The sequence below is a fragment of the Streptomyces sp. V3I7 genome, assembly GCF_030817495.1.
Lineage (GTDB): Bacteria > Actinomycetota > Actinomycetes > Streptomycetales > Streptomycetaceae > Streptomyces.
The window spans coordinates 3,907,111-3,933,250 of sequence record NZ_JAUSZK010000001.1 but is presented as its reverse complement, the minus strand read 5'-3'; the positions used below and the strand labels follow the sequence as shown (position 1 = coordinate 3,933,250).

Here is a 26,140-nt window from a genome sequence, read left to right as displayed (position 1 = left end):
CCCACGGATACAAGGAGCCACAGGACATGGCCGACTCCAGTTTCGACATCGTCTCGAAGGTCGAGCGGCAGGAGGTCGACAACGCCCTCAACCAGGCCGCCAAGGAGGTCTCGCAGCGCTACGACTTCAAGGGCGTGGGCGCCTCGATCGCCTGGTCCGGCGAGAAGATCCTGATGCAGGCGAACTCCGAGGAGCGGGTCAAGGCCATCCTCGACGTCTTCCAGTCCAAGCTGATCAAGCGGGGCATCTCGCTCAAGGCGCTGGACGCGGGCGAGCCGCAGCTCTCCGGCAAGGAGTACAAGATCTTCGCCTCGATCGAGGAGGGCATCTCCCAGGAGAACGCCAAGAAGGTGGCGAAGATCATTCGCGACGAGGGCCCCAAGGGCGTCAAGGCGCAGGTCCAGGGCGAGGAGCTGCGCGTCAGCTCCAAGAGCCGTGACGACCTCCAGGCCGTCATCGCCCTCCTCAAGGGCCAGGACTTCGACTTCGCGCTGCAGTTCGTGAACTACCGGTAGTCACCGGCGGCGAAGAGGCGACGAAGAGAAGAAGGGTGGGCACCCGGCTGGGGCCCACCCTTTGCCGTCCGTCCTATTGCCGGCCGTCCTGCCGCCGCGCTCAGTCGCGCGAGTTGCCGAACAGGATCCGGTACGCGACCAGGAGGACGAGCGATCCGCCGATCGCGGCGGCCCAGGTGGCGCCGTCGTAGAAGTTCTTGGTCACAGGGTGGTCCAGCCAGCGGGCCGAGACCCAGCCGCCGATGAACGCGCCCGCCACGCCGATGAGGGTCGTGCCGATGAAGCCGCCCGGGTCGCGCCCCGGCAGCAGGATCTTGGCGATGACGCCGGCCAGCAGTCCGAGGATGATCCAACTGATGATGCTCATGCCGAGAACCTGCCCTTCCGCGCGGCGCCCACGCTGTCGAAGCCCACGCTGATGAAGGGGACGCCGTCACGCGCCCGGTGGTTGCGGTGTCCGTCCGGTTGCGGATCAGTAGGGTGCGGTACATGACATCCTCCGGTTCCGGGCTCCGGCGCACGCTCGGCGTGCGGGACGCCGTGGTCGTCGGGCTCGGCTCGATGATCGGGGCCGGCGTCTTCGCCGCCCTTGGGCCCGCCGCGCGCGCAGCGGGATCAGGGCTGCTGGCCGGCCTGGCGGTCGCGGCCGTGGTGGCCTACTGCAACGCCATGTCCTCGGCGCGGCTGGCCGCGCTGTATCCCGAGTCGGGCGGCACGTACGTGTACGGGCGGGAGCGGCTCGGGGAGTTCTGGGGGTACCTGGCGGGCTGGGCGTTCGTCGTCGGGAAGACGGCCTCCTGCGCGGCGATGGCGCTCACCGTGGGCACGTACGTCTGGCCGGGGCAGGCGCACGCGGTCGCCGTCGCGGCGGTGGTGGCGCTGACCGCGGTGAACTACGGCGGGATGCGGAAGTCGGCCTGGCTGACGCGGGTGATCGTGGCGGTCGTACTGGCGGTCCTCGCCGCCGTGGTCGTCACGTGCCTGACCTCGCCGAACGCCGATCCCGCCCGCCTGGGCATCGAGGTCCCGGCGGGGGCCGGCGGGGTACTCCAGGCGGCCGGGCTGCTGTTCTTCGCGTTCGCCGGGTACGCGCGCATCGCGACCCTCGGCGAGGAGGTGCGGGATCCGGCGCGCACCATTCCGCGCGCCATCCCGCTGGCCCTCGGGATCGCCCTGGCGGTGTACGCGTGCGTGGCCGTGGCCGCCCTGTCCGTGCTCGGCGCGGACGGTCTCGCGCGCGCGGAGGCCCCGCTGGCCGAGGCGGTACGCGCGGCGGGCGTGCCGGGGCTGGTGCCCGTGGTGCGGGCGGGAGCCGCCGTCGCCGCGCTGGGCTCGCTGCTCGCGCTGATCCTGGGCGTGTCCCGGACGGCCCTGGCCATGGCCCGGGACGGGCATCTCCCCCGGTCTTTGGCCGTCGTGCATCCGCGCTTCCGGGTCCCGCACCGCGCCGAGCTGGCCGTGGGCGCCGTCGTTGCCACGGTGGCGGCGGTGGCGGACGTCCGCGGCGCCATCGGCTTCTCGTCCTTCGGCGTGCTGACGTACTACGCCGTGGCCAACGCGTCGGCCTGGACGCTGAGCCCGGAGCCGGCCGCGCGCGTGGTGCCCGCGCTCGGGCTGCTGGGCTGCGTGACGCTGGCGTTCGCGCTGCCGGCGGTCTCGGTGGCCGCGGGCGCGGGCGTGCTGGCGGTCGGGGCCGCGGTGTACGGCGTACGACGGCGGGCCGGGGCGTAGGAACCGGCCCGCGCCCGTGATGCCGGCGCTCGGGCTGCTGGGCTGCGTGACGCTGGCGTTCGCGCTGCCGGCGGTCTCGGTGGCCGCGGGCGCGGGCGTGCTGGCGGTCGGGGCCGCGGTGTACGGCGTACGACGGCGGGCCGGGGCGTAAGAACCGGCCACCGGCACCGGCACCGGACCGAGCGCCGAGCCAGGCTCCGGACCGGTTCCGGTCAGCGGCCCGTGAAGGGCTGGTCCGTGGGGACGATCTCGCGGCCCAGCGGGAACAGCGAGACCGGGATCAGCTTGAAGTTGGCTATGCCGAGCGGGATGCCGATGATCGTCAGGCACAGGGCGACACCGGTGACGATGTGGGCGAGGGCCAGCCACCAGCCGGCCAGGAGCAGCCACAGGACGTTGCCGATGCAGGACGGGGCGCCCGCGTCGGGGCGCTTGACCGTCGTCTGCCCGAACGGCCACAGGGCGTAGACGCCGATACGGAACGCCGCTATGCCGAACGGGATGCCGATGATCGTGACGCACAGCAGCACGCCCGCCAGCACATAGCCGAGGAACAGCCAGAAGCCGCTCAGGACGAGCCAGATGACGTTCAGGACGGTTTTCATGAGTGTCGACCTGCCATCCTCTCCAGGCGGGCGATGCGGTCCGCCATCGGCGGGTGCGTGGAGAACAACTTGGTCATGCCCCCCTCGCCGGGGCGGAACGGGTTGGCGATCATCATGTGGCTCGCGGTCTCGAGCTTCGGCTCGGGGGGCAGCGGAAGCTGCTTGGTGCCGGCGTCGAGCTTGCGCAGGGCGCTGGCGAGGGCCAGCGGGTCACCGGTGAGCTGGGCGCCCGAGGCGTCCGCCTGGTACTCCCGGGAGCGGCTGATGGCCATCTGGATGAGGCCGGCGGCGATCGGCCCCAGGATCATGATCAGCAGCATGCCGAGCAGACCGGGGCCCTCGTCGTCGTCCGACCGGCCGACGGGGATCAGCCAGGCGAAGTTGACCAGGAACATGATCACCGAGGCGAGGGCGCCGGCGACCGACGAGATGAGGATGTCGCGGTTGTAGACGTGGCTGAGCTCGTGCCCGATGACGCCGCGCAGCTCGCGCTCGTCCAGGATGCGCAGGATGCCCTCCGTGCAGCACACGGCGGCGTTGCGCGGGTTGCGGCCCGTCGCGAAGGCGTTCGGTGCCTCCGTCGGGGAGATGTACAGGCGGGGCATGGGCTGGCGCGCCTCCGTGGAGAGCTCGCGCACCATGCGGTACAGCGCGGGGGCCTCGAACTCGCTCACCGGGCGCGCGCGCATCGCGCGTAGCGCCAGCTTGTCGCTGTTCCAGTACGCGTAGGCATTGGTGGCGAGCGCGATGAGGACCGCGACGATCAGGCCCGTGCGGCCGAAGAAGCTGCCGATGACGATGATGAGTGCCGACAGCCCCCCGAGGAGTACTGCGGTCCTGAGCCCGTTGTGCCGGCGGTGCACGGTACGCCCTCCAAGTGGTGCAGCAGGGGAACCCTTTGCTTGCTTGTCTGCTTGTGGATCCGTCCGGGCCACCGGCGTGGTGGCGTCACGTCCAGTGGACCCTTCCGCACTGGTCAACGCCAGGCGACGACCACTAGTTCCCTTGTGCGCGCACGGGCGCGCCGCGGCCGTCCGGGTGAGGCGGCCGCGGCGCGCGGGTGGCGGTGCTCAGAACAGGCCGGTCGCGGTGAAGCGGAGGACCAGCTGGGGCCAGCCCGACAGGACGACGCCGATGACCGCGGCGAGGGCGATCGCCGCCGTGAGGGGGGCGGGGACGCGGTGCCGGGCGGGCTCGCCCTCGGGCGCGCGGAACAGCAGGGCCGTCCACTGGAGGTAGTAGAAGAGGGCGATCACGACGTTGACGGCCATGACGACGGCCAGCCAGCCGAGGCCCGCGTCGACGGCCGCCGAGAAGACGGTGACCTTCGCGAACAGGCCGATGACACCCGGCGGCAGTCCGGCGAGGCACAGCAGGAAGAAGGCCATGAGCAGGGCGGTCACCGGGTTGGTCGCGTACAGGCCCCGGTAGTCGGCGATCCGGTTGAGGGACTTCTTGCGGCCCACCAGCGCGGCCACCGCGAAGGCGCCGAGGTTCACGGCGGCGTACATCAGGGCGTACGCGATGGTCGAGCCGATCGCCTTCTCCGCGTCCTTGGTGTACGCAGCGGCGGCGATCGGCACCAGGAGGTAGCCGGCCTGCCCCACGGAGGACCAGGCGAGCAGCCGTACCGCGCTGTACGCGCGCGTGGACCCCTGGCGCAGGGCGCCGACGTTGCCGACGGTCATGGTGAGCGCGGCCAGCACGGCGAGCGCGGGGCCCCAGACGTCGGCGTACGACGGGAAGGCCACGACGGTGACGAGGATCAGGCCGGAGAAGCCGACCGCCTTGCCGACGACCGACAGATAGGCGGCGATCGGCAGCGGCGCTCCCACGTAGGTGTCGGGCACCCAGAAGTGGAAGGGGACCGCGGCCGTCTTGAAGGCGAAGCCGACGAGAGTGAGGACGACGCCGGTCTGGGCGAGCGTGTGGAGCTGCCCGTCGACGTGCTGGATCCGGTCGGCGACCTGGGTGAGGTAGAGGGTGCCCGTGGAGGCGTACACGAAGCTGATGCCCATCAGGCTCACCGCGGTGGCGGTGACGGACGACAGGAAGAACTTCAGCGCGGCCTCGGAGGAGCGGCGGTCGCCGTGCCGGATGCCCACCAGGGCGAACGCGGGCAGCGAGGCGACCTCCAGGGCCACGACCAGCGTGGCGAGGTCTCGGGAGGCGGGCAGCAGGGCGGCGCCCGCGGCGGAGGACAGCAGCAGGAACCAGAACTCCCCCTCGGGGAGCCGGCGGCGGTCGTCCTTCAGCGTGGTGACCGACAGCAGGGCCGCGAGGAGCGCGCCGCCGAGGACGAGGAACTGGATGACGAGCGTGAACCGGTCGACCGTGTAACTGCACACGCGCGGGGCGCCGGTCAGGCAGAAGGTGCCGCGCTCCCCGCCCAGGAGGGGCAGCAGCAGAAGGGCCGAGGCGGCGAGTCCGGCCACCGAGATCCAGCCCAGCAGGGCCTTCCTCGCGTCGGGCACGAACAGGTCGGCGACGAGGACGACGAGTCCGACGACCGCCGCCAGGGTGGGCGGGGCGATCGCGAGCCAGTCGACGGACTGGACCACCGACTGGGCCAGCGGCTGGGCCAGGGCGCTCAACGGGTGCCTCCTGCGAGGAGCTGCTGCACGGCCGGGGTGGTCAGGCCGAGGAGCGCCCCCGGCCACAGTCCGGTCACGACGGTGAGGACGACGAGCGGGGTCCAGGCCGCGAACTCGTACGGGCGGATGTCGGCGAGTTCCGGCGCGTCGTCCTGGACGGTGCCCATGCACACGCGGCGGACCACGACCAGCAGGTACGCGGCCGTCAGCAGCGTGCCGAACGCGCCGATCGACATGAACGTGAGGAACGCGGGCCGGCTGAGCCCGGCGGCCGGGTCGAACGAGCCGAACAGCGCCAGCATCTCGCCCCAGAACCCGGCGAGGCCGGGCAGGCCGAGCGAGGCGACCGCGGCGAAGGCGAGCAGCCCGCCCAGGCGCGGGGCCTTGCCGTACAGGGCGGCGCCGGTCTGCTCGGAGAGGGCGTCGAGGTCGGTGGTGCCGGTGCGGTCCTTGAGGGCGCCGACCAGGAAGAAGAGCAGGCCGGTGATGAGGCCGTGGGCGACGTTGGCGAAGAGCGCGCCGTTCACGCCGGTCGGGGTCATCGTGGCAATGCCGAGCAGGACGAAGCCCATGTGGCCGACGGAGGAGTAGGCGATCAGACGCTTGAGGTCGCCCTTCGCGCCCTGCTTGGCGAGGGCCAGGCAGGCCAGGGACCCGTAGATGATCCCGACGACGGCGAAGGCGGCGAGGTAGGGCGCGAAGACGCGGAAGCCGTCGGGCGCGATCGGCAGCAGGATCCGGACGAACCCGTACGTGCCCATCTTCAGCAGCACACCGGCCAGCAGGACCGAGCCGACGGTCGGCGCGGAGGTGTGCGCGTCGGGCAGCCAGCTGTGCAGCGGCCACATCGGCGTCTTGACCGCGAGCCCGATCCCGATCGCCAGAACGGCGATGACCTGCACGGACATGGTCAGCGACCGGCCGTTGTCAGTGGCGAGTGCCACCATGTCGAACGTGCCCGCCTTGATTCCGATCAGGAGCAGGCCGAGCAGCATGACGACGGACCCGAGCAGCGTGAACAGGATGAACTTCCAGGCGGCCTGGGTCCGCCCCTCGCCGCCCCAGCGGGCGATGAGGAAGTACATCGGGATCAGCACGGTCTCGAAGGCGAGGAAGAACAGCAGCAGGTCGAGGACGGCGAAGCTCGCGAGGGTGCCGGACTCGAGGACGAGCAGCAGGGCGACGAAGGCCTTCGGGGACGGGCCCGTGGGCGGCTTGAAGTACGAGTAGAGCGCGCAGAGGAAGGTCAGCAGCGCGGTCAGGACCACGAGGGGGAGCGAGATGCCGTCGATGCCGAGGTGGATCCGCACGTCGAGTGCGGGGATCCAGCTGATGTCGGTCTGGGCCTGCATCCTCGACGGATGGCCGTGGTCGAAGCCGAGCGCGAGGACGATCGCGGCGATGAGGATCACGCCGGTCACGGTCACGCCGTGCCGCAGCACGGCCTGCTCGGGCGACTTCCCCTTCAGCCCGGGCGGGGCGGGCAGGAGAGCGGCGGCGGCTCCGAGGAGCGGGCCGACGACGACGAATGCCAGAAGGAACTGCATCACGGACTCGTTGATATCGATCACGCCTGCTCACGCTCCCGAGGCGACGAGGAGGACGGCGACCGTCAGGACGACGGTGCCGGCGAGCAGCGCGCTCACATAGGTCTGGACGTTGCCGGTCTGGGCCCGCCGCACGGCGGCTCCGAGCCAGCGGGGGAACGCCGCGGCGCCGCGTACGTAGGTGTCGACGACCTCGCGGTCGAGGAACCGGACGAGACTCGCTCCGGCCTGGACCGGGCGGACGAACAGCGCCGCGTAGACGGCGTCCAGGTGGAAGCCGTGGGCCGCGGGCCGGTACAGCGGGCCGAGCAGCACGCGTCCGGGGTCGGCCGGGTCGGGGGCGTAGGCCACACCGCCGTACACCCGCGCGTGGTCGGCGATGGCCTCTGCCTCGACCGCTCCGCCCTCAGCGTCCGGGTGCGCGACGACGGCGCCCATCGGGTGGCGGGCGGCGATGACGCGGGTGCGCTGCCAGGCCCCGTAGGTGACGAGGACGCCGACCAGGGCGAGGCCCGTGCCGAGCACCGAGGTGAGGAGGGTCGGGGTGAGCGGCCGGCCGTCGAACCAGGCGGGCAGCGCGCGGTACGCGAGTCCGCCGAAGGCGAGGGAGGGGGTGGCGAGCACCCACAGCACGACGGTCATGGTGAGCGGCTGGCGGCCGTGGCCGGGGACCTCGGCGCCCCGGCCGCGGAAGGCCAGCAGCCACAGCCGGGTGGCGTACGCGGCGGTGAGGAGGGCGGTGAGCAGACCGGCGACCAGGACGATCCAGCCCGCGCTCACGGGCGCGTGACCGGTGTGGCCGGTGGCGGTGTGCTCGGCGGCGCCGAGGACGGACTCCTTGGAGAAGAAGCCGCTGAACGGCGGGATCGCGGCGAGCGCGAGGAGCGCCACGGTCATCGTCCAGAAGGCGTCGGGCACGCGGTCGCGCAGGCCCGTCATGCGGGACATGGCGGCCAGGGAGTTGGTGCCGGCGGCGTGGATGACCGCTCCGGCCGCGAGGAACAGCAGGGCCTTGAAGGCCCCGTGCGAGAGGAGGTGGAAGACGGCGGCACCGCGGTCGCCGACGGCGAGGGCGCCGGTCATGTAGCCGAGCTGGCCGATCGTCGAGTAGGCGAGGACGCGCTTGATGTCGTCCTGGGCGAGTGCGGCGAGCGCCGAACCGGCCATCGTGACGGCGGCCATGACGGCGAGGACGACCATCGCGGCCGCTGAGGCCTGGAAGACGGGGAGGAGACGGGCGACGAAGTAGACACCGGCGGCCACCATCGTCGCGGCGTGGATCAGCGCGGAGACGGGCGTGGGGCCCGCCATCGCGTCGGGGAGCCAGGTGTGCAGCGGGAACTGCGCCGACTTGCCCGCCACGCCCGCGAGGAGCAGCAGGGCGATCAGGGTCGGGTGGTCGAGCCCGCCGCTCGCGACGGCGCCGAGGACGCGCGTGATGCGGAAGGACCCGGCGTCGGTGGCCAGCGCGAACAGGCCGATGAGGAAGGGGACGTCGCCGAGCTTGGTGACCAGGAAGGCCTTGATGGAGGCGGCGCGGGCCTCCGGGGTTTCCCAGTAGTGGCCGACCAGGAAGTAGGAGCAGATGCCCATGACTTCCCAGCCGACCAGCAGCACCATCAGGTCGCCCGAGTACACGACCACGAACATCGCGGAGGTGAAGAGGGAGACGAGAGCGGCGTACGAGGGGTAGCGCGGGTCGTCGCGCAGATAGCCGGTCGAGTAGATCTGCACGCAGGTGGCGACGACGCCGACCAGCACGGCGACGAGGGCGGCGAAGCCGTCGATGTACAGGGCCAGGTCGATCGGGATCGAGCCGGTCGGCGTGAGCTCGGTGGCGGCGCTGATGGCCTGCCCGCCGCCCTGGCGCACGGCGACCAGTACGGCCAGCACCAGCGAGGCGAGGGTCGGCAGGACGGCGAGCGGGCGGACGAAGCCGGGGGCCGTGCGGCCGAGCAGCAGCCCGGCGACGGCAGCGAGGAACGGAAGGAGGGGGACGAGAACGGCGAGGGTGGTCGTGGTCACGCGGTGGCCTCAGCCTTCTCGGCCGCGAGGGCGTCGGTGTCGGGGCCGTCGCCGCCGGGCCCGTGGCCCTCGGCGGTGTCGCGGAGCCGGTCGATGTCGGCGGTGCCGCGGTTGCGGTGGACGGCGAGGACGATCGCCAGGCCGATGCCGATCTCGGCGGCGGCGATGGCGATGGTGAACAGGGTCAGGGCCTGGCCGGAGTGCAGGGTCTCCCGGGCGGCCTTGCTGAGCCAGACGTCGAAGGCGACCAGGTTGAGGTTGACGGCGTTCAGCATCAGCTCGACCGACATCAGGACCAGGATCGCGTTGCGGCGGGCAAGGACGCCGTACAGGCCGGTGCAGAAGAGGAGGGCGGAGAGCACGGCGGGATAGGCGAGGTGCATCAGCGGACACCTTCCTTGTCGGCGTGGCCGCCGCGCGCGCCGGGGACCTCCGCGGAGGCCGTGGCCGCCGCGTCCGCCGTCGCCTTGCGGGACAGGACGATCGCGCCGACCAGGGCGGCGAGGAGGAGGACGGACAGGGCCTCGAAGGGGAGGACCCAGTTCTGGAAGAGGTACTCGCCGGTGACCTTCGTCGAGCCCGCGGCGGCGCCGTCCAGGTCGATCCAGGTGGTGCGGAACGCGTCGACGACCACCCAGACCAGGGCGGCCGCGGCGGCGACGGCCACGGCCAGGGCGACCCAGCGGTTGCCGGAGTCGGCGTCCGGGGAGCGGCCGATGGGGGCCCTGGTGAGCATCAGCCCGAACAGGAGGAGGACGACGACGGAGCCGACGTAGATGAGGACCTGCACCCAAGCGATGAACTCGGCGGTGAGCAGGAGGTACTCGACGGCGAGGCCGCCGAGGGTCATCACCAGCCACAGGGCGGCGTGCACCAGCTGCCGGGTGGTGACGGTGACGAGCGCGGCGCCGAGGGTGGCGAGGCCGACGAGGACGAAGGCGATCTCGACACCCGCCGGCGAGAGGAAGCCGTGGGCCGGGGCGGCGGCGAGGACCGGCAGGGCGGAGGCGGGGCTCACGCGTCTCCCTCCTGCGATTCGGTCGGCTCGGTCTGAGCCGGGGTCTCGGATTCCGCCTCGGCCTCGGTTGCGGCCTGTGCTTCGGCTTCCGCCTGGGCCGCGGCCAGCTTCTCCGCGGCCTTGCGGGCGGCGGCGAGTTCCTTCGGTTCCTCGGAGTGCGGGTCGAGGGCGGGCGGTGCGGGCACTGTCCACATCCACTCGCGGAGCTTGTCCCGTTCGTGGGTGAGTTCGCGGATGTCGGTCTCGGCGTACTCGAACTCCGGGGACCAGAACAGGGCGTCGAAAGGACAGACCTCGATGCAGATACCGCAGTACATGCAGAGCGAGAAGTCGATGGCGAAGCGGTCGAGGACGTTGCGGCTGCGCTCACGGCCGCCGGGGGTGGCCGCCGGGACCGTCTCCTTGTGGGAGTCGATGTAGATGCACCAGTCCGGGCACTCCCGGGCGCAGAGCATGCAGACCGTGCAGTTCTCCTCGAACAGGCCGATGACACCGCGGGTTCGCGGCGGGAGGTCGGGCTGGACCTCCGGGTACTGCTCGGTGACGGTCTTCCTCGTCATCGTGCGGAGGGTCACGGCCAGGCCCTTGGCCAGGCCGGAGCCGGGGATCGGGGCCATCAGAGGAACACCACCTTGACGACGCCGGTGAGGGCGATCTGGGCGAGGGAGAGGGGGACGAGGAGGGTCCAGGAGAACTTCTGCAACTGGTCCTCGCGCAGACGCGGGTAGGTGACGCGCAGCCAGATGACGACGAAGGCGAGGACGGCGGCCTTCAGCAGGGTCCACACCCAGCCGAGGCCGTCCGCGCCCCAGGGGCCGTGCCAGCCGCCCAGGAAGAGGACGGTGGTCAGGCCGCACAGGACGATGATCCCGGCGTACTCGGCGAGGAGGAACAGGGCGAAGCGCAGACCGGTGTACTCCGTGTACGCGCCGAAGATGATCTCCGAGTCGGCCACGGGCATGTCGAAGGGCGGCCGTTGGAGTTCGGCGAGCCCGGCGGTGAAGAAGACGAGCGCGCCGACGATCTGCCAGGGCACCCACCACCAGTGGAAGGCGCCGAGGATGCCGGGCAGCGAGACCGTCCCGGCGGCCATCGCCACCGAGGCGGCGGCGAGGAGCATCGGGAGTTCGTAGGCGAGGAGCTGGGCGGCGGTGCGCAGGCCGCCGAGGAGGGAGAACTTGTTGGCGCTGGCCCACCCGGCCATGAGCGAGCCGAGGACGCCGACGCCCATCACCGCGAGCACGAAGAACACGCCCGCGTCGATGAACTGGCCGACGGCGCCTTCACTCGGGCCGATGGGGATGGCGACCAGTACGAGCAGGTACGGCAGGAGCGCGACGGCCGGGGCGAGCTGGAAGATGCGGCGGTCCGCGCCCGCCGGGACGATGTCCTCCTTCTGCGCGAACTTCACGCCGTCCGCGACGAGCTGGGCCCAGCCGTGGAAGCCGCCGGCGTACATCGGGCCGAGGCGGCCCTGCATGTGCGCCATCACCTTGTGTTCCGTCTGACCGACGATCAGCGGGAAGGCAACGAAGACGCCGAACACGACCAGAAGTCGCAGGATGACGTCGGACACGTCGTTCACTGCGGTCCTCCTGTCGGGGTGTCGGCCTCGGGGGCCGGGGCCTCAGGGGTCCGTTTGTCTTCCGGTTCGTCGAAGGCCGGGCGGGCGTGGTGCCAGGGGGCGTCCGAGCTGCGCGGCGCCGTGGGCCGGGGCGCCGGCTCGGCGGGCACGTCCGGCGTCGCGGGAGCCGCCGGCTCCTGCGCCCGCTGCGAGGAGGACCCGCCGCTCGCGCTGCGCGCCCGCTGCGGGGCATCGGCGGCACCTGTGCCCTCGGATGCTCCGGAGCCCTCGGCCGCACCGGTGGCTTCGGAGGTCTCGTCCGCACCAGTGGTCTCGGTCCGCTGGCTCGCCGACCCCTGTGAGGCCGACCGTGCCCGGCGCGGCGCGGCGGGCCCCGACGCCGTTCCCGCGGTGGAGGCCTCCTCCGCCGCGGCCGCCTGGCTCGCGGAACCCTCCGAGGCGTTGCGCGAACGCCGGGGTACGGCGGCCGTGCCCGCGTCGCCCGCCTGGCTCGCGGAACCCTCCGCCGCCGTACGGGCGCGCCGCACCGGCCGGTCGCCGGCCGCGCGGGCCGGGCGATCTCCGGCACCGGCAGCCGCGCGGGCCGCGCCGCGGGCCGGACGGGACGGGGCCGGCGGGAGCTGGCCCTTGAGCGGGCCCCACTCGTTCGGGTCGGGGACGCCCGGGGGCAGCATCTGGCGGCGCTTGGGGCCGCCGTGGTCCGACTCGCCCGGTTCCTTCGCACCGGGCCACGCCTTGGCGACGCGCGCCGCCAGCACGAAGTCCTTGCGCAGGGGGTGGCCCTCGAAGTTCTCCGGGAGCAGCAGGTGCTCCAGGCCCGGGTGGTCGTCGAAGCGGACGCCGAACATCTCGTGCGTCTCGCGCTCGTGCCAGCCCGCGCCCGCGTAGACGCCGACGGCGGAGGGCAGCGCCGGTGCCTCGTGCGGGACCGTCGTGCGCACCAGGAGGCGGCGGACCGGGTTCAGGGCCACGACGTGCGCCGAGACGCGGAAGCCCGCGCCGGGCTCGTCGACCGCGCTCAGCCAGTCGAAGTAGGTGCAGGACAGGGTCGTACGCGCCGTCTCCAGCGCGGGGATCCAGGACGCGGGCGGGACGTCCACCGTCAGGACCTCGTACGACTCCTCGGCGGTGGCGTCCGGACCGAAGAGCTCCTCGACCGGGGCGGGCAGCCAGCCGACCGTGGGCGTGGTCATCACGTATCCCCCTTCGGAGCCGGCGCCCGCACCAGGTCGCTCTGCAGCGCGGCGGCAGAGGGCCGGACGGTGCCGTACCGCTCCTCCAGCGACTCGCGCGCGATCTTCTCCTGGAGCTTGAGGATGCCCTGGAGCAGCGCCTCGGGGCGCGGCGGGCAGCCGGGGACGTAGACGTCCACCGGGATGATCTGGTCGACGCCCTTGGTGACGGAGTACGAGTCCCAGTACGGGCCGCCGCAGTTGGAGCAGGCGCCGAAGGAGATGACGTACTTCGGCTCGGGCATCTGCTCGTAGAGCCGCTTCACGGCCGGGGCCATCTTGTCCGTGACCGTGCCGGAGACGACCATCAGGTCGGCCTGGCGCGGACCCGGTGCGAAGGGGATGACGCCGAGCCGAATGAAGTCGTGGCGGGCCATCGACGCGGCGATGAACTCGATCGCGCAGCAGGCCAGGCCGAAGTTGAAGACCCAGAGCGAGTAGCGGCGGCCCCAGTTGAGGACGACCTTCATCGGCTCGGGGGCCAGGCGCGCCAGCGCGCCCAGCCGCTTCGGCTCGGGGAGCAGGACGGGCTCGGTGGCCGAGGGGGAGGTCACGTCGGGGGTCACGTCCATGTCAGGACGCCCTTCTTGTATGCGTACAGCAGGCCCACGGCCAGGAAGCCGAGGAAGATGAACATCTCCACGAGCGTGGCCCCGCCGTAGCCGGGGGCGGCGAAGACCGTGGCCCAGGGGAACAGGAAGATCGAGTCGACCGCGAAGATCACGTACAGGAAGGCGTAGACGTAGTAGCGGACCTGGGTGTGCGCCCAGCCCTCGCCCACGGGGTCGACACCGCACTCGTAGGTCAGCAGTTTCTCCGGCGTGGGGACCACCGGACGCAGCAGCCGCCCGGCGCCGAAGGCGGCCGCGACGAAGAGCACCCCCGCGAGCGCGAGCAGTCCCACGACCGAATAGGACTGGAAGTAGTCCGCCGCGACGATCGTGGCCGAGCCCCCCAACGTCTCCCGCAACGTCCGTCCCCTCGCTCCCTGACCCGGTGACCTCAGTGCCTTGGTGCACCCTGTGATGCGACATGATTCGACGATCTGTACGCCTGGGAGTCTAGGCCCTGCTATAGCGCCGGTAAGAAGTCCGTCACAGGATGAGACGCCCCGGGTACGTGACGTGAAACGGCCGGTGGTCGCGGAGGTGGGGTTTTCCCCGGGTCATCCCGGCGGCGGACCTCATGGCGCGGGGGCCATGACGGACGGCACGCTGACTCCCATGACCGCTCCGAGCCTCGCCGTCGCGCAGGCCGGCACCGCGCCGCCCCCGGGTGACGACTGCCTTCCGCCGGCCCGTCTCGCCTACGACAGGCACACCTGGAAGGAGATCGCGCATCTCCTGGTGAACCTGCCGGTGGCTCCACCCGGCCGTCCTCACCGACCGCGGCCTGGACGCCGCACTGTCCTCGGTCGCCGCCCGCTGCGCCGTGCCGGTGCGGGTCGAGGCGGACCTGGCCGGGCGCCCGGCGCCGGCCATCGAGGGCATCGCGTACTTCACGGTCTCGGAGCTGCTGCGGAACATCAGCGAGCGCAGCGGCGCCCGGACCGCCTCGGTCGGGGTGCGGCGCGCGGACGACCGTCTGATGCTCCAGGTCCGGGACGACAGCCATGGCCGCGCGAGCCCGGACGAGGGCAGCGGCCTGCGCGGACTCGCGGAACGCCTGGACGCCGTCGACGGACTCCTCGTCATCGACTCCCCATCCGGCGGACCCACACGAGTGACGGCGGAACTTCCCTGGCGCCCCTGAACGTCAACAGAATGCGGGCCGATGAACCGCTGGACCGCCGTGCGGTGGGGTAGGGATGCACACGGGGACGAGGGACGAGGGACGAGGGACGGGCGCGGACGGGGACGGGGCTGTGGGGGGCCGGAAGAGCGTGGAGAACAGGGTGCGGGTGGTCATCGCCGAGGACTCGGTGCTGCTCAGGGAGGGCCTGACCCGCTTGCTGACCGACCGCGGGCACGACGTGGTCGCCGGGGTGGGCGACGCCGAGGCGCTGATCGCCACGATCGCCGCCCTCGGCGCGCGGGGCGAGCTGCCCGACGTGTCGTCGCGGACGTACGGATGCCGCCCACCCACACGGACGAGGGCGTACGGGCCGCCGTCCGGCTTCGCAGGGAGCACCCGGATCTCGGGGTGCTCGCGGTGTCGCAGTACGTGGAGGAGCGCTACGCCACCGAACTGCTGGCCTGTTCCAGCCGTGGCGTCGGCTATCTGCACAAGGACCGGGTCGCCGAGGTGCGGGAGTTCGTCGACGCGGTGGTGCGGGTGGCCGGCGGCAGTACGGCTCTGGACCCGGAGGCGGTCGCGCAGCTCCTCGGCCGCAGCCGCAAGCAGGACGTGGTCGCGGGGCTCACCCCGCGCGAGCGGGAGGTCCTGGGGCTGGTGGCCGAGGGGCGGACGAACTCGGCGATCGCCCGGCAGCTGGTGGTGAGCGACGGCGCGGTGGAGAAGCCGTCAGCAACATCTTCCTGAAGCTGGGTCTGACCCAGAGCGACGGCGACCACCGGCGTGTTCCGGCCGTCCTCACCTATCTGAACTCCTGATGGGCCGACACTGAGGCGAGAGCCGAAACGGGAGCCCCGGGGGCGAGAAATCATGACGAGTCAGGGCGACGGGCCGTCGTGGAATGCCGTCCATCATGCGAACGATCGAGGGAAGGCGACCCTAACCGACGTAGGGTTGAACCTGGAAAGGTCCATGGGACGACCATGCACGGACAGCCGCCTCGAAGGAGGTCAAGTTCAGTGACCAGCCAGGTCAGCAGCCCAGCGGAGCAGGCCGACGAACCCGTGGTGGGCGAGCGCCAACCGGACGGCGGGGTGAAGGACGTCCGGCGCCTCGACCGGGTCATCATCCGGTTCGCGGGGGGACTCGGGCGACGGCATGCAGCTCACCGGTGACCGCTTCACGTCGGAGACGGCGTCGTTCGGCAACGATCTTTCGACGCTGCCGAACTTCCCGGCCGAGATCCGCGCCCCCGCCGGCACGCTCCCCGGTGTCTCCTCCTTCCAGCTGCACTTCGCCGACCACGACATCCTCACGCCCGGCGACGCGCCGAACGTGCTGGTGGCGATGAACCCGGCGGCGCTGAAGGCGAACATCGGGGACCTCCCGCGCGGGGCGGAGATCATCGTCAACACGGACGAGTTCACCAAGCGCGCCATGCAGAAGGTCGGCTACGCGGACAGCCCCTTGGAGGACGGCTCGCTGGACGGCTTCCATCTGCACCCGGTGCCGCTGACGACGCTGACGGTGGAGGCGCTGAAGGAGTTCGAGCTCAGCCGCAAGGAGGCGGAGCGGAGCAAGAACATGTTCGCGCTGGGCCTGCTGAGCTGGATGTACCACCGCCCGACCGAGGGCACCGAGAAGTTCCTGCGCACCAAGTTCGCCAAGAAGCCTCAGATCGCCGAGGCCAACCTGACCGCCTTCCGGGCGGGCTGGAACTTCGGCGAGACGACGGAGGACTTCGCGGTCTCCTACGAGGTGGCCCCGGCGACGAAGGCCTTCCCGGTCGGCACGTACCGGAACATCTCCGGGAACCTGGCCCTGGCCTACGGCCTGGTCACCGCCTCGCAGCAGGCCGATCTGCCGCTGTTCCTGGGCTCGTACCCGATCACCCCGGCATCCGACATCCTGCACGAGCTGAGCAAGCACAAGAACTTCGGCGTCCGGACCTTCCAGGCCGAGGACGAGATCGCGGGGATCGGCGCGGCGCTGGGCGCGGCGTTCGGCGGCAGTCTGGCCGTGACCACGACGTCCGGCCCGGGTGTGGCGCTGAAGTCGGAGACGATCGGGCTCGCCGTCTCGCTGGAGCTGCCCCTGCTGGTCGTCGACATCCAGCGCGGCGGCCCCTCGACCGGCCTGCCGACCAAGACCGAGCAGGCGGATCTGCTCCAGGCGATGTTCGGCCGCAACGGCGAGGCGCCGGTCCCGGTGATCGCCCCGATGACCCCGGCCGACTGCTTCGACGCCGCCCTGGAGGCGGCCCGGATCGCGCTGACATACCGCACGCCGGTGATGCTGCTGAGCGACGGCTACCTGGCGAACGGCTCGGAGCCGTGGCGGATCCCGGACCTGGACGAACTCCCGGACCTCAGGGTGCAGTTCGCGCAAGGACCCAATCACACCCTCGACGACGGCACCGAGGTGTTCTGGCCGTACAAGCGCGACCCGCAGACGCTCGCCCGGCCGTGGGCGATCCCCGGCACACCAGGCCTGGAGCACCGGATCGGCGGCATCGAGAAGGAGGACGGCACCGGCAACATCTCGTACGCGCCCGCCAACCACGACCTCATGGTCCGCACCCGGCAGGCGAAGATCGACGGAATCGAGGTGCCGGACCTGGAGGTCGACGACCCCGGCGAGGCGCGCACGCTGGTGCTCGGCTGGGGCTCGACGTACGGCCCGATCACGGCGGCGGTACGGCGGCTGCGCCGGGCCGGCGAGTCCATCGCGCAGGCGCATCTGCGGCACCTCAACCCCTTCCCGCGGAATCTCGGCGAGGTGCTGAGCCGCTACGACAAGGTGGTGGTCCCGGAGATGAACCTGGGTCAGCTCGCCACCCTGATCCGGGCGAAGTACCTGGTAGACGCCCACTCCCACACCCAGGTGAACGGCATGCCGTTCAAGGCGGAGCAGCTCGCCAAGGCGCTCAAGGAGGCCATCGATGGCTGAGACGTCCACGGAGGACACGGGCACGATCGAGGCGCTCTCGCTCGTCCCCAGGGCCGAGGCCAGACAGTCCATGAAGGACTTCAAGTCCGATCAGGAAGTGCGCTGGTGCCCCGGCTGCGGTGACTACGCGATCCTGGCCGCGGTGCAGGGCTTCATGCCCGAGCTGGGCCTGGCCCGGGAGAACATCGTCTTCGTCTCGGGCATCGGCTGCTCGTCCCGCTTCCCGTACTACATGAACACGTACGGGATGCACTCCATCCACGGCCGCGCCCCCGCCATCGCCACCGGCCTGGCCACCTCCCGCCGCGACCTGTCCGTGTGGGTGGTCACCGGCGACGGCGACGCGCTGTCCATCGGCGGCAACCACCTGATCCACGCCCTGCGCCGCAACGTCAACCTCAAGATCCTGCTGTTCAACAACCGGATCTACGGTCTGACCAAGGGCCAGTACAGCCCGACCTCCGAGGTCGGCAAGATCACGAAGTCGACGCCGATGGGGTCGCTGGACGCGCCCTTCAACCCGGTGTCGCTGGCCATCGGCGCCGAGGCGTCCTTCGTCGCCCGCACCGTCGACTCCGACCGGGGGCACCTCACGGAGGTGCTGCGCGCGGCGGCGGCCCACCCCGGCACGGCGCTGATCGAGATCTACCAGAACTGCAACATCTTCAACGACGGCGCCTTCGACGTCGTCAAGGACAGGCAGCAGGCCGAGGAGGCGGTGATCCGCCTCGAGCACGGGCAGCCGATCCGCTTCGGCCACGACCGCTCACGTGGCGTGGTGCGCGACGCGGCCACGGGCGAGCTGGAGGTCGTCACCGTGACCCCGGAGAACGAGGCCGACATCCTGGTCCACGACGCCCGCGCGGCGTCGCCGACCACGGCGTTCGCCCTCTCCCGGCTGGCCGACCCCGACACCCTGCACCACACCCCCATCGGCGTGTTCCGCTCCGTGGAGCGGCCGGTCTACGACACGGCGATGGCCGACCAGCTGGACGCGGCGGTCGAGCAGAACGGCAAGGGCGACCTGGCCGCGCTGCTGGCCGGCGGGGACACCTGGACGGTGGTCGGCTGACCGCGGCAGGACGACACGGCCGAGGGCCCGGGCGCAGCACACTGCGTCGGGGCCCTCGGCTCTTCCGTCTCGCCGCCTTTCCGACTCGCCGCTTTTCCGTCTCGCCGACGGGGGGTGTCATGACCGTATAGCGGTACGGACATGACAGGCGGGGGCTCGCGACGCTACCTTCGTCCGGTCGAGCAGGAGGCTCGCACCGAGTGAGGAGGAAGCCCGTGACCGGGGAGTCGAAGGCCGAGCGGCGGACAGGACTGCTGAACGGCTTCGCGGCGTACGGGATGTGGGGGCTCGTCCCGCTGTTCTGGCCGCTGCTGAAGCCCGCCGGGGCGATGGAGATCCTCGCCCACCGGATGGTGTGGTCCCTGGTCTTCGTCGCCGCGGCCCTCGTCGTCGCACGCCGCTGGGCCTGGGCCGGACAACTGCTGCGCCAGCCGCGCCGACTGGCCCTGATCGCGGTCGCGGCCGCGGTGATCACGGTCAACTGGGGTGTCTACATCTGGGCCGTCAACGCCGGCCACGTGGTCGAGGCGTCCCTCGGCTACTTCATCAACCCCCTGGTCACCATCGCGCTGGGCGTGCTGGTGCTGAAGGAGCGGCTGCGGCCCGCGCAGTGGGCGGCTGTCGGCATCGGCGGCGCCGCGGTGCTCGTGCTGGCCGTCGGCTACGGACAGCCGCCGTGGATCTCCCTGTGCCTCGCCTTCTCCTTCGCCGCGTACGGCCTGGTGAAGAAGAAGGTGGGCCTCGGCGGCATCGAGTCGCTGGCCGCGGAGACCGCGATCCAGTTCCTGCCCGCGCTCGGCTACCTAGTGTGGCTGACCGCGCAGGGCGGCTCCACCTTCACCACCGACGGCGCCGGGCACTCCGCGCTGCTCGTCTCGACCGGCGTCGTCACCGCGATCCCGCTCGTCTGCTTCGGGGCGGCCGCGATCCGCGTGCCGCTGTCCACGCTGGGTCTGCTCCAGTACCTGGCGCCCGTCTTCCAGTTCGTGCTCGGCATCCTCTACTTCCACGAGTCCATGCCGCTGGAACGCTGGGCGGGCTTCGCCCTGGTCTGGCTCGCCCTGACGACGCTCACCTGGGACGCGCTGCACACCGCCCGCCGCTCGGCCCGCGCCCTGACCAAGGCCCGCGTACAGAAGGCCGCGGCGGACGCCGTGGCGCCGCCGGCCGTCGCCCCCGCCGGCCCGGAGGCGGAAGCTGAGGCCGTCCTGCCGTAAGCACAGCCCGCGCTCTCACCGAGCCCCGCACACAGGAGGCCGCGGCGGCCCGTCGCCCCCGCCGGCTCGGAGACGGAACCGGACGCCGCCCCCGCCGGGCTCGGAGACAGAACCGGACGCCGCCCCCGCCGGGCTCGGAGACGGAACCGGACGCCGTCCTGCCGTAGGAAGCGGCGAATGCGTTTCCCGAACACTCCGGGGCGCGGGGCGTACTCGGCTATAAGTGGTCGCCATGACGCAGACACCCGCCTCCTCGGCCGCACCCGCGCCCGCCCCGCTGCACTTCAAGCTCGTCATCGACGCTGCCGACCCGCACGCGCAGGCCGACTTCTGGGCGGCGGCGCTGCACTACGAGCCCGAGGACAACAGCGCGCTCGTCGAGCGGCTGCTCCAGGTCGGCGCCCTGCCGGGCGAGGCCACGGTCGAGTACCACGGCCGCCCGGCCTTCCGGGACCTGATCGCCGTACGGCACCCCGACGACCCCTGCGACCCGGACACCGGGACCGGACTGGGCCGGCGGCTTCTGTTCCAGCGCGTCCCCGAACCGAAGGCCGGCAAGAACCGGCTCCACCTCGACCTGCACGCGGGCGAGGGACGGCGCGCCGAGGAGGTCACACGGCTGGAGGGGCTCGGCGCCCGGATCCTGCGGCGGGTGGCGGAACCGGCCGGTGAGTGGGTGGTGATGACGGACCCGGAGGGCAACGAGTTCTGCGTGCAGTGACCTGAGGGGCTCTTCTACGCCCTCCGCCGAGGGGCTTCTACGCCCTCGCCTGCGCGGCGCGTGAGTTGCGTCCACAGGGCGCCGATTGGCCCCGGCCGAGGCCGGTTCCGCGTGCGGTGAGACCCGGCGCGCGCCCTACGCCCTCGCCCGCGCGGCGCGTTCCGTCAGGCGTCCCATGCGGGCGCGGGCGGACTCCAGTTCCTCGACGTCGTCGGCGGCCGGGCCCTGCCAGGCGGTGAGTTCCGCCCACAGGGCGATCAGATCCCGGCCGAGGCCGAGCCCCTGCTCGGGGTCACGGACGGCCCGCCAGGCGGTGGCCGCGCTCTGCACGCCGCTGTACGCCCCCTCCATGTCCCCGGCCCCACGACGGACCCGGGCGACATCCAGAGCCACTTGGAAGGCGCGCGCGGGTTCGCCGCCCAGGTAGGCGACGTAGGCGGACAGCTCACGCAGGTGCAGCACCTCGGGGTGCGCGGAACCGAGCCTCACCGCGCCCTCGGCGACGGCGGGCTCCACGAGCTGCGCCGCGGTCTCGACCAGGCCGGCCCGGACGGCCTCGTAGACCCGGAGGGTGCCCGCACCCACGCCCGCCGTGTCCTCGCCGAGCACGGCTTCCGCCACGGCGTCGAAGCCCAGGACGGGGACGGGCTTGGGGTCGACGGACGGTGCCAGGGAGGGAACGGAGGGGGGAGCGGAGGGGCGCGTCGGCGGGGCTACCGGCGGAGCAACCGGCGGCGAGGGCTGAGCGACCGGCGGAGCGACCAGCCGCGAGGGCCGAGCGACCGGCGGAGCAGCCGGAGCCGGGGCGGGCGGCACCGGAGCAGCCGGAGCCGGGGCGGGCGGCACCGGAGCAGCCGGAGCCGGGGCGGTGGGCATGGCCGGCGGCGGCCCGAAGGTGCCGGTGGGCGGCCGGACCGTTCCCGGGCCCCCGACCACCAGGCTCCCCGGGACGGGCGTGGCCACCGGGCTCCCCGGGACGGCGGGGGCCACCGGGCTCCCCGGGACGGCAAGGGCCACCGGGGTCCCCGTGACGCGGGTCGAGCCGTCCGGGTCGGCCTCGAGGGGGACGACGTACCCGATGAGGGCGTCGTGGATCGTGGCCAGGACGGGGCGGCCTTGCGCGGCGGCGAGGCGGCGGAGGTGGTCGACGACGGCCTGCTGGATGTCCCCGCCGGGAGGCGTCACGACCGGTACGCCGCCGACCGACGCGGTGCTCGCGCTCGTCACGTGGACGTCGACCGGCGCCACCGGATGACCGGCACGCCGCTGCTCCCGCTGTTCCCCGCGGCTGGGTCGAGACATCGTCCCCTCAACTCCCCCGGCGTCGCCGTCCGGGTCGTACACCGTGCTTCTCCCCCAGTCTCGCCGCTCGGCACGGCACCCGCGTCACCGCGACGTCACAGCCTCGCACCAGGAACAGCTCGTGAACGCCCCCAGAATCTCCTTGCGCGTGCATATAATCCGCTTGCTCATCCGCCGACCACCTCTGGGGGACCCATGACCCGCCGCTTCCTGTTCGTGCTGGGCAGCGCCCGCCCCGACGGCAACACCGAGCTGCTGGCCCGCAGGGCCGCCGACCAGCTGCCCGCCGACGTCGAGCAGCAGTGGATCAGCCTCGCCGAGCACCCGCTGCCGGACTTCCCGACCGGCGCCACGACGGCGGTACGTACCCGCGCCCGGCCGCCGGCGGCGACACGGCGCTGCTGCTCGACGCCACGCTCGCCGCGACGGACATCGTGATCGTCTCGCCGCTGTACTGGTACGCGGTGTCCGGCCTCACCAAGCGCTACCTGGACCACTGGTCGGGCTGGCTGCGCACCCCCGGAATCGACTTCCGCGCGACGCTCGCCGGACGCACGCTCTGGGGCGTGACCGCGCTCGCCCACGCCGAGCAGGAGGTCGCCGACCCGCTGGTCGGCACGCTGAGCAACACGGCCGCGTTCATGAAGATGCGCTTCGGCGGGGTCCTGCTGGGCAACGGCAGCGCGCCCGGGGACGTCCTGAAGGACACGGAGGCGCTGGCGCGCGCGAAGACGTTCTTCGCTCGCGAGGCCCCGCTCGCCCGCTTCCCGTACGAGACGGCCGCCGGCTGAGCCCCTGCGCCCCTGCGCCCGGATGTCCTGCGTCTACGCCGTGACGGCCTACGCGGTGACGGCCTACGCGGTGATGTCCTTCGCCGTGAACCGCGCCCACGCCGCCGCGCCGAACACCGCGGCGTAGACGGCCTGGAGCCCGAGGTTCCTGACCACGCCGTCCCAGTACACGGGGTCGCGCAGCAGGTCGGCGAAGGACAGCCAGTAGTGCGAGAACAAGTACGGCTGGATCGCGTGCAGTTGGGGGATCTGGTCGAGGATCTGCACGGTGATGAGCAGCCCGACCGTGGTCGCCATCGCCGCGATCCCGCTGTTGGTCAGGGTCGACACGAACAGGCCGAGCGCCGCGAAACCGACCAGGGACGCGGCGACGACGAGGGCGATCAGCAGCGCGCGGAGCAGGCCCTCGCCGAAGCCGATGCGCGTGCCGGAGATGGTCGTCACCTCGCCGAGCGGGAACAGCAGCGCCCCGACGGCCAGCGCGGACGTCGCGACCACGAGGGTGGCCACCAGGCAGAACGCGATCGTCGTCGCGTACTTGGTGAGCAGCAGTCGGGTGCGGCCGGCCGGGGCGACCAGGAGGTAGCGCAGGGTTCCCGAGGCCGCCTCGCCCGCGACGGCGTCACCCGCGACGAGACCGATCGCCATCGGCAGGAAGAACGGGAGGGTCACGGCGAGCGCGGTGAACACCAGGAACAGCCCGTTGTTGGTGACCTGGGCGATGAACGCGGGCCCCTCCCCGCCCCGGGGGCCGGCCGCGGAACCGTCGCTCGTCTCGATCCGGACCGCGATCCCGACCAGGACCGGCACCCCGGCCAGCACGGCGAGCAGCGCGAGCGTGCGCCAGCGCCGGAAAGTGGTGACCAGCTCGCTGCGCAGCAGACCGAGGGACCACAAGCGGCTCGGGCCTGCGCCGGCCGCTCCCCCTCCGACCGCCTCCGCCACCCGCGCGTCACCCCGCGACATCGAAACCCTCTCCGGTCAGTGCCACGAACGCGTCCTCCAGTGAGGCCCGTTCGACCGTGAAGCCGCGGACGCGGACCCCGGCCGCGACCAGGGCGCCGTTGAGATCGGCGAGTTCACCGTCCGGCGGCTCCGCGGTGACCCGGTCCTCGGTGACGAGGACGTCGCCGACGCCCCGCTCCTTCAGCACCCGGGCCGCTTCCGCCGTGTCGGGCGTGGTCACGACCAGCCGGCCGCGCGCCCCCGCCGCCAGGTCGGCCACCGGCCCCTGGGTGAGGAGCCGCCCGCGCGCCATCACCGCGACGTGCGTGCAGACCTGCTCGACCTCGTCGAGGAGATGGGAGGAGAGGAAGACGGTCGTGCCGTCGGAGGCCAACTCCCGCATCAGACCCCGGATCTCCCGCATGCCCTGCGGGTCGAGTCCGTTGGTCGGCTCGTCGAGGACGAGGAGCCTGCGCGACTGGAGCAGCGCGGCCGCGAGCCCCAGACGCTGCTTCATCCCCAGGGAGTACGCCCGCGCCTTCTTGCCCGCGGCGGCCCCCAGCCCGACCCGCTCCAGGGCGGCGGCCACGCGGGCACGCCGGGTGCGTGGGTCGGCGACCGGGTCGGCGGCGTCGTAGCGCAGCAGGTTGTCGCGGCCGGAGAGGAAGCCGTACAGCGCGGGCCCCTCGATGAGCGCGCCGACCTGCGGCAGCACGGTGCGCGCGGCCCCGGGCATCGGGTGCCCAAGGACGCGCGCGAAGCCGGACGTCGGCTCGATCAGCCCCATCAGCATGCGGATGGTGGTGGTCTTGCCGGAGCCGTTCGGACCGAGGAAGCCGAAGACGCTGCCCGCCGGGACGGTCAGGTCGAGGCCGTCGACGGCGAGCTGTCCGCCGCGGTAGCGCTTGCTGAGGCCGCGGGTGTCGATGACGCCCGTTCCCGTGTCGTCGCCCATCGGCTCCCTCGTTCCGCAGTCACCCTCGTTCCGCAGTCACCAGGTGCGTGCTCAGCGCTCCCCGTCGGCCGCCTCGACCAGGGCGTCCTTGGTCACGGCACCGACGTAGACCTTGCCGTCGTCCGTCATCAGCGCGTTGACCAGCCGGGTGGAGAAGACGGTGCCCTTGCCGAACTTGCCGTGCACCGGGATCCCCGAAGGAGTTCAGGAAGCCGTCCGCGTCCCCGCCGCCGGACGGTACGCCGCCCTTCTCCCCGGTCTCGAAGACGGCGACGGAGTTCCAGCCCTTGCCGAGCACGTCGAACCCGTCACGCCCCTTGACGAACCCGTCGGCGTGATCACGGTGCTCCCGCTGATCACGGTGCTCCCGCTGCTTCCACTGCTTCCACTCGGGCGCGTGGTCCTTGCGGTGAGTCTCGTCCTCCTCCGTCACCTTGGCGCCCTTGGGCGGGGTGAAGTCGAAGGTCGAGGCGGCCGGCTCGGCGAAGCTGACCTGCGTGAACCCGGCGTCGACCACGGCCGCGCCACCGCTTGCGGGGGTGAGCGTGAACTTCAGCGGCATCCCGGTCTTCGCGTCGACGGCGATGCTGATGGCGCCGACGGTGCTGCCGGACTGCCTGGGCTTGATCAGCAGCTTGTACGCGTCCCGGCCGGCGACCTGCGCGGTGCCGTCGACGGTCACGGACGTGGTGTCGTCGACGGACTTCAGGGCCTTCTCTGCGAAGTCCTTCGGCATGACGGGCGGCTCGTGCGGCTCGTGCTGCTTCTGCTGCGCGCCGTGACGCTGCTCGTCCGTCCCGTGGAACACGGAGTTCGACTTGCTGTCGTATCCCCAGACGTCCTTGCCGTTGTGGATGAGGCTGTACTCGGCGGCGCTCTCGATCAGCGAGACCTTCTGCCTCTCCGGCCCGTCGGCGGCGACGCGCAGCGTGTGCGTGCCGGACAGCAGCTCGGTGAGCTTGCTGGACGGGTCCGCGGACGACCCGTCGCCCGGCTCGCCCGAGCCGGACATCATCCCGCGCTCCAGACCACCGAGGTCGGGAAGCCCCAGATCCGTGCTGACCTTCACCGTGCCGGACACCTGCTGTACGTCCGACTTCGCGATCTTCTCGACGAGCTGCTGCGCGGTGATCTTCGGCAGGTCGGGGTCACCGGAGTCGGCCAGCGCCGGAACCAGCCCGATGGTCCCCGCCGCCACCCCCACCACCACGGCCGGAACGACGTAACGAGCGGCCCTGCGCCGCGCCGATCCCGTGTCGTCGCCTGTGTGAGCACCCGTGTCGCCGTCGGTTTCGTACGGTGCTTCGTACGGTGCCATGTCTGCCTTACCTCCGTCGTCGGCGGCGGCTGTCGCGCACTGTTCCCACCCTGAGCCGCCATTCTCACCCGTATCGGTGAGGAGTGGTGTTGTCCGTGTCTCCCATCTCACCAAAACAACGCCCCCAAGACGTCAGCCCCCGGACTCAACTCCGTGTACGCCTGGGGGATGAGTCGAGTGGGGGACCCGTAGGGGTTGGGGGGGTGGCTTGGGAGGTGGGGCGCGCTCTGCGGGGGGGGCGCTCTGCGGGGGGGGGCTCTGCGGGGCGCGCGCTCTGCGGGGGG

Annotated in this window: 23 protein-coding genes and 4 pseudogenes; 10 read left to right on the top strand and 17 right to left on the bottom strand. The window is 72.1% G+C overall.

Going from position 1 to position 26,140, the window contains the following annotated elements; all coding sequences use genetic code 11:
• The first annotated feature begins 26 nt into the window (after nucleotides 1-26).
• Nucleotides 27-515, top strand: coding sequence for a YajQ family cyclic di-GMP-binding protein (locus QFZ74_RS18430; protein ID WP_307621912.1), 489 nt, complete (start codon nucleotides 27-29; stop codon nucleotides 513-515).
• Nucleotides 516-615: 100 nt separating this feature from the next.
• On the opposite strand, the gene QFZ74_RS18425 is transcribed toward QFZ74_RS18430, so the two are convergent.
• The gene (locus QFZ74_RS18425; RefSeq protein WP_307621911.1) at nucleotides 616-882 is read right to left on the bottom strand and encodes a GlsB/YeaQ/YmgE family stress response membrane protein; all 267 of its coding nucleotides are present in this window, start codon (nucleotides 880-882) and stop codon (nucleotides 616-618) included.
• A 122-nt stretch (nucleotides 883-1,004) separates the two neighbouring features.
• Here QFZ74_RS18425 and QFZ74_RS18420 point away from each other — a divergent pair, with 122 nt between their 5' ends.
• Nucleotides 1,005-2,246 (top strand): APC family permease, encoded by a 1,242-nt coding sequence (locus QFZ74_RS18420; RefSeq protein WP_307621910.1) that lies wholly within the window; start codon nucleotides 1,005-1,007, stop codon nucleotides 2,244-2,246.
• Nucleotides 2,247-2,262: 16 nt separating this feature from the next.
• Nucleotides 2,263-2,397 (top strand): hypothetical protein, encoded by a 135-nt coding sequence (locus tag QFZ74_RS18415; protein ID WP_307621909.1) that lies wholly within the window; start codon nucleotides 2,263-2,265, stop codon nucleotides 2,395-2,397.
• Between the two features lie 61 nt (nucleotides 2,398-2,458).
• On the opposite strand, the gene QFZ74_RS18410 is transcribed toward QFZ74_RS18415, so the two are convergent.
• The 12 genes from QFZ74_RS18410 to QFZ74_RS18355 form a co-directional block, all read right to left on the bottom strand.
• Nucleotides 2,459-2,851, bottom strand: a complete 393-nt coding sequence (locus tag QFZ74_RS18410) for a YccF domain-containing protein (protein ID WP_307621908.1) — start codon at nucleotides 2,849-2,851, stop codon at nucleotides 2,459-2,461.
• Entirely contained in the window at nucleotides 2,848-3,714 is an 867-nt protein-coding gene (htpX, locus tag QFZ74_RS18405) for a zinc metalloprotease HtpX (protein ID WP_307621907.1), read from the bottom strand. Before htpX ends, QFZ74_RS18410 begins: the two co-directional genes overlap by 4 nt.
• A 207-nt stretch (nucleotides 3,715-3,921) precedes the next feature.
• Nucleotides 3,922-5,445 carry an NADH-quinone oxidoreductase subunit N gene (locus QFZ74_RS18400; RefSeq protein ID WP_307621906.1) on the bottom strand — a complete coding sequence of 508 codons (1,524 nt, stop codon included), beginning with the start codon at nucleotides 5,443-5,445 and terminating at the stop codon, nucleotides 3,922-3,924.
• Nucleotides 5,442-7,016: a NuoM family protein gene (locus tag QFZ74_RS18395; RefSeq protein WP_307621905.1), complete on the bottom strand. Its 1,575-nt coding sequence runs from the start codon at nucleotides 7,014-7,016 to the stop codon at nucleotides 5,442-5,444. Before QFZ74_RS18395 ends, QFZ74_RS18400 begins: the two co-directional genes overlap by 4 nt.
• A gap of 6 nt (nucleotides 7,017-7,022) precedes the next feature.
• A complete protein-coding gene (locus QFZ74_RS18390; protein ID WP_307621904.1) occupies nucleotides 7,023-9,017 on the bottom strand; it encodes an NADH-quinone oxidoreductase subunit L in 1,995 nt (664 codons plus the stop codon).
• Nucleotides 9,014-9,400 carry an NADH-quinone oxidoreductase subunit NuoK gene (gene nuoK / locus QFZ74_RS18385; RefSeq protein WP_307621903.1) on the bottom strand — a complete coding sequence of 129 codons (387 nt, stop codon included), beginning with the start codon at nucleotides 9,398-9,400 and terminating at the stop codon, nucleotides 9,014-9,016. The genes QFZ74_RS18390 and nuoK overlap by 4 nt, the downstream gene beginning before the upstream one ends.
• Nucleotides 9,400-10,035: an NADH-quinone oxidoreductase subunit J gene (locus QFZ74_RS18380; protein ID WP_307621902.1), complete on the bottom strand. Its 636-nt coding sequence runs from the start codon at nucleotides 10,033-10,035 to the stop codon at nucleotides 9,400-9,402. The genes nuoK and QFZ74_RS18380 overlap by 1 nt, the downstream gene beginning before the upstream one ends.
• A complete protein-coding gene (locus tag QFZ74_RS18375) occupies nucleotides 10,032-10,652 on the bottom strand; it encodes an NADH-quinone oxidoreductase subunit I (protein WP_307621901.1) in 621 nt (206 codons plus the stop codon). Before QFZ74_RS18375 ends, QFZ74_RS18380 begins: the two co-directional genes overlap by 4 nt.
• On the bottom strand, nucleotides 10,652-11,620 hold the full coding sequence (locus QFZ74_RS18370; protein WP_307621900.1) for a complex I subunit 1 family protein: 969 nt from the start codon (nucleotides 11,618-11,620) through the stop codon (nucleotides 10,652-10,654). The genes QFZ74_RS18375 and QFZ74_RS18370 overlap by 1 nt, the downstream gene beginning before the upstream one ends.
• The gene (locus tag QFZ74_RS18365) at nucleotides 11,617-12,813 is read right to left on the bottom strand and encodes an NADH-quinone oxidoreductase subunit C (RefSeq protein ID WP_307621899.1); all 1,197 of its coding nucleotides are present in this window, start codon (nucleotides 12,811-12,813) and stop codon (nucleotides 11,617-11,619) included. Before QFZ74_RS18365 ends, QFZ74_RS18370 begins: the two co-directional genes overlap by 4 nt.
• Nucleotides 12,813-13,424 carry an NADH-quinone oxidoreductase subunit B gene (locus tag QFZ74_RS18360; protein ID WP_307621898.1) on the bottom strand — a complete coding sequence of 204 codons (612 nt, stop codon included), beginning with the start codon at nucleotides 13,422-13,424 and terminating at the stop codon, nucleotides 12,813-12,815. The genes QFZ74_RS18365 and QFZ74_RS18360 overlap by 1 nt, the downstream gene beginning before the upstream one ends.
• The gene (locus tag QFZ74_RS18355) at nucleotides 13,415-13,822 is read right to left on the bottom strand and encodes an NADH-quinone oxidoreductase subunit A (RefSeq protein ID WP_307621897.1); all 408 of its coding nucleotides are present in this window, start codon (nucleotides 13,820-13,822) and stop codon (nucleotides 13,415-13,417) included. The genes QFZ74_RS18360 and QFZ74_RS18355 overlap by 10 nt, the downstream gene beginning before the upstream one ends.
• 386 nt (nucleotides 13,823-14,208) lie before the next feature.
• On the opposite strand from QFZ74_RS18355, the pseudogene QFZ74_RS18350 reads away from it, so the two are divergent.
• The 6 genes and pseudogenes from QFZ74_RS18350 to QFZ74_RS18325 all read left to right on the top strand — a co-directional run.
• Nucleotides 14,209-14,604: pseudogene (locus QFZ74_RS18350) on the top strand (sensor histidine kinase); the annotation flags it as partial.
• 142 nt (nucleotides 14,605-14,746) lie between these two features.
• Nucleotides 14,747-15,404: pseudogene (locus tag QFZ74_RS18345) on the top strand (response regulator).
• Between the two features lie 201 nt (nucleotides 15,405-15,605).
• Nucleotides 15,606-17,535, top strand: a pseudogene (locus tag QFZ74_RS18340) (2-oxoacid:acceptor oxidoreductase subunit alpha).
• Nucleotides 17,528-18,607: a 2-oxoacid:ferredoxin oxidoreductase subunit beta gene (locus QFZ74_RS18335; RefSeq protein WP_307621896.1), complete on the top strand. Its 1,080-nt coding sequence runs from the start codon at nucleotides 17,528-17,530 to the stop codon at nucleotides 18,605-18,607. The pseudogene QFZ74_RS18340 and the gene QFZ74_RS18335 overlap by 8 nt, the downstream one beginning before the upstream one ends.
• Before the next feature lie 215 nt (nucleotides 18,608-18,822).
• Complete coding sequence (gene rarD, locus QFZ74_RS18330) at nucleotides 18,823-19,824, top strand: EamA family transporter RarD (RefSeq protein WP_307621895.1); 1,002 nt, start codon at nucleotides 18,823-18,825, stop codon at nucleotides 19,822-19,824.
• A gap of 232 nt (nucleotides 19,825-20,056) precedes the next feature.
• Complete coding sequence (locus QFZ74_RS18325; protein WP_307621894.1) at nucleotides 20,057-20,545, top strand: VOC family protein; 489 nt, start codon at nucleotides 20,057-20,059, stop codon at nucleotides 20,543-20,545.
• A 135-nt stretch (nucleotides 20,546-20,680) separates the two neighbouring features.
• Here QFZ74_RS18325 and QFZ74_RS18320 read toward each other — a convergent pair whose 3' ends face one another.
• Entirely contained in the window at nucleotides 20,681-21,847 is a 1,167-nt protein-coding gene (locus QFZ74_RS18320) for a tetratricopeptide repeat protein (RefSeq protein ID WP_307621893.1), read from the bottom strand.
• 195 nt (nucleotides 21,848-22,042) lie between these two features.
• Between QFZ74_RS18320 and QFZ74_RS18315 the strand changes: the two are divergent.
• Nucleotides 22,043-22,638 (top strand): annotated as a pseudogene (locus tag QFZ74_RS18315) (flavodoxin family protein).
• Nucleotides 22,639-22,701: 63 nt separating this feature from the next.
• Here QFZ74_RS18315 and QFZ74_RS18310 read toward each other — a convergent pair.
• Genes QFZ74_RS18310 through QFZ74_RS18300 form a run of 3 tightly spaced genes read right to left on the bottom strand, consistent with a single transcriptional unit; the run spans nucleotide 22,702 to nucleotide 25,856 of the window.
• Nucleotides 22,702-23,604: an ABC transporter permease gene (locus tag QFZ74_RS18310; protein ID WP_307621892.1), complete on the bottom strand. Its 903-nt coding sequence runs from the start codon at nucleotides 23,602-23,604 to the stop codon at nucleotides 22,702-22,704.
• Nucleotides 23,591-24,538, bottom strand: a complete 948-nt coding sequence (locus QFZ74_RS18305; protein ID WP_307621891.1) for an ABC transporter ATP-binding protein — start codon at nucleotides 24,536-24,538, stop codon at nucleotides 23,591-23,593. The genes QFZ74_RS18310 and QFZ74_RS18305 overlap by 14 nt, the downstream gene beginning before the upstream one ends.
• Nucleotides 24,539-24,557: 19 nt before the next feature.
• Nucleotides 24,558-25,856: an outer membrane lipoprotein carrier protein LolA gene (locus QFZ74_RS18300; protein ID WP_373462406.1), complete on the bottom strand. Its 1,299-nt coding sequence runs from the start codon at nucleotides 25,854-25,856 to the stop codon at nucleotides 24,558-24,560.
• Between the last annotated feature and the right edge of the window lie 284 nt (nucleotides 25,857-26,140).

What these genes read in the sequence shown, in the direction of transcription:
- QFZ74_RS18425 (WP_307621911.1), bottom strand. Translation starts at nt 882, where the DNA reads ATGAGCATCATCAGTTGGATCATCCTCGGACTGCTGGCCGGCGTCATC.
- QFZ74_RS18420 (WP_307621910.1), top strand. Translation starts at nt 1,005, where the DNA reads ATGACATCCTCCGGTTCCGGGCTCCGGCGCACGCTCGGCGTGCGGGAC.
- QFZ74_RS18360 (WP_307621898.1), bottom strand. Translation starts at nt 13,424, where the DNA reads ATGGACGTGACCCCCGACGTGACCTCCCCCTCGGCCACCGAGCCCGTC.
- QFZ74_RS18305 (WP_307621891.1), bottom strand. Translation starts at nt 24,538, where the DNA reads ATGGGCGACGACACGGGAACGGGCGTCATCGACACCCGCGGCCTCAGC.
- nuoK (WP_307621903.1), bottom strand. Translation starts at nt 9,400, where the DNA reads ATGCACCTCGCCTATCCCGCCGTGCTCTCCGCCCTCCTCTTCTGCACC.
- QFZ74_RS18375 (WP_307621901.1), bottom strand. Translation starts at nt 10,652, where the DNA reads ATGGCCCCGATCCCCGGCTCCGGCCTGGCCAAGGGCCTGGCCGTGACC.
- QFZ74_RS18310 (WP_307621892.1), bottom strand. Translation starts at nt 23,604, where the DNA reads ATGTCGCGGGGTGACGCGCGGGTGGCGGAGGCGGTCGGAGGGGGAGCG.
- QFZ74_RS18325 (WP_307621894.1), top strand. Translation starts at nt 20,057, where the DNA reads ATGACGCAGACACCCGCCTCCTCGGCCGCACCCGCGCCCGCCCCGCTG.
- QFZ74_RS18410 (WP_307621908.1), bottom strand. Translation starts at nt 2,851, where the DNA reads ATGAAAACCGTCCTGAACGTCATCTGGCTCGTCCTGAGCGGCTTCTGG.
- QFZ74_RS18300 (WP_373462406.1), bottom strand. Translation starts at nt 25,856, where the DNA reads ATGGCACCGTACGAAGCACCGTACGAAACCGACGGCGACACGGGTGCT.
- QFZ74_RS18335 (WP_307621896.1), top strand. Translation starts at nt 17,528, where the DNA reads ATGGCTGAGACGTCCACGGAGGACACGGGCACGATCGAGGCGCTCTCG.
- QFZ74_RS18320 (WP_307621893.1), bottom strand. Translation starts at nt 21,847, where the DNA reads ATGTCTCGACCCAGCCGCGGGGAACAGCGGGAGCAGCGGCGTGCCGGT.
- QFZ74_RS18365 (WP_307621899.1), bottom strand. Translation starts at nt 12,813, where the DNA reads ATGACCACGCCCACGGTCGGCTGGCTGCCCGCCCCGGTCGAGGAGCTC.
- QFZ74_RS18430 (WP_307621912.1), top strand. Translation starts at nt 27, where the DNA reads ATGGCCGACTCCAGTTTCGACATCGTCTCGAAGGTCGAGCGGCAGGAG.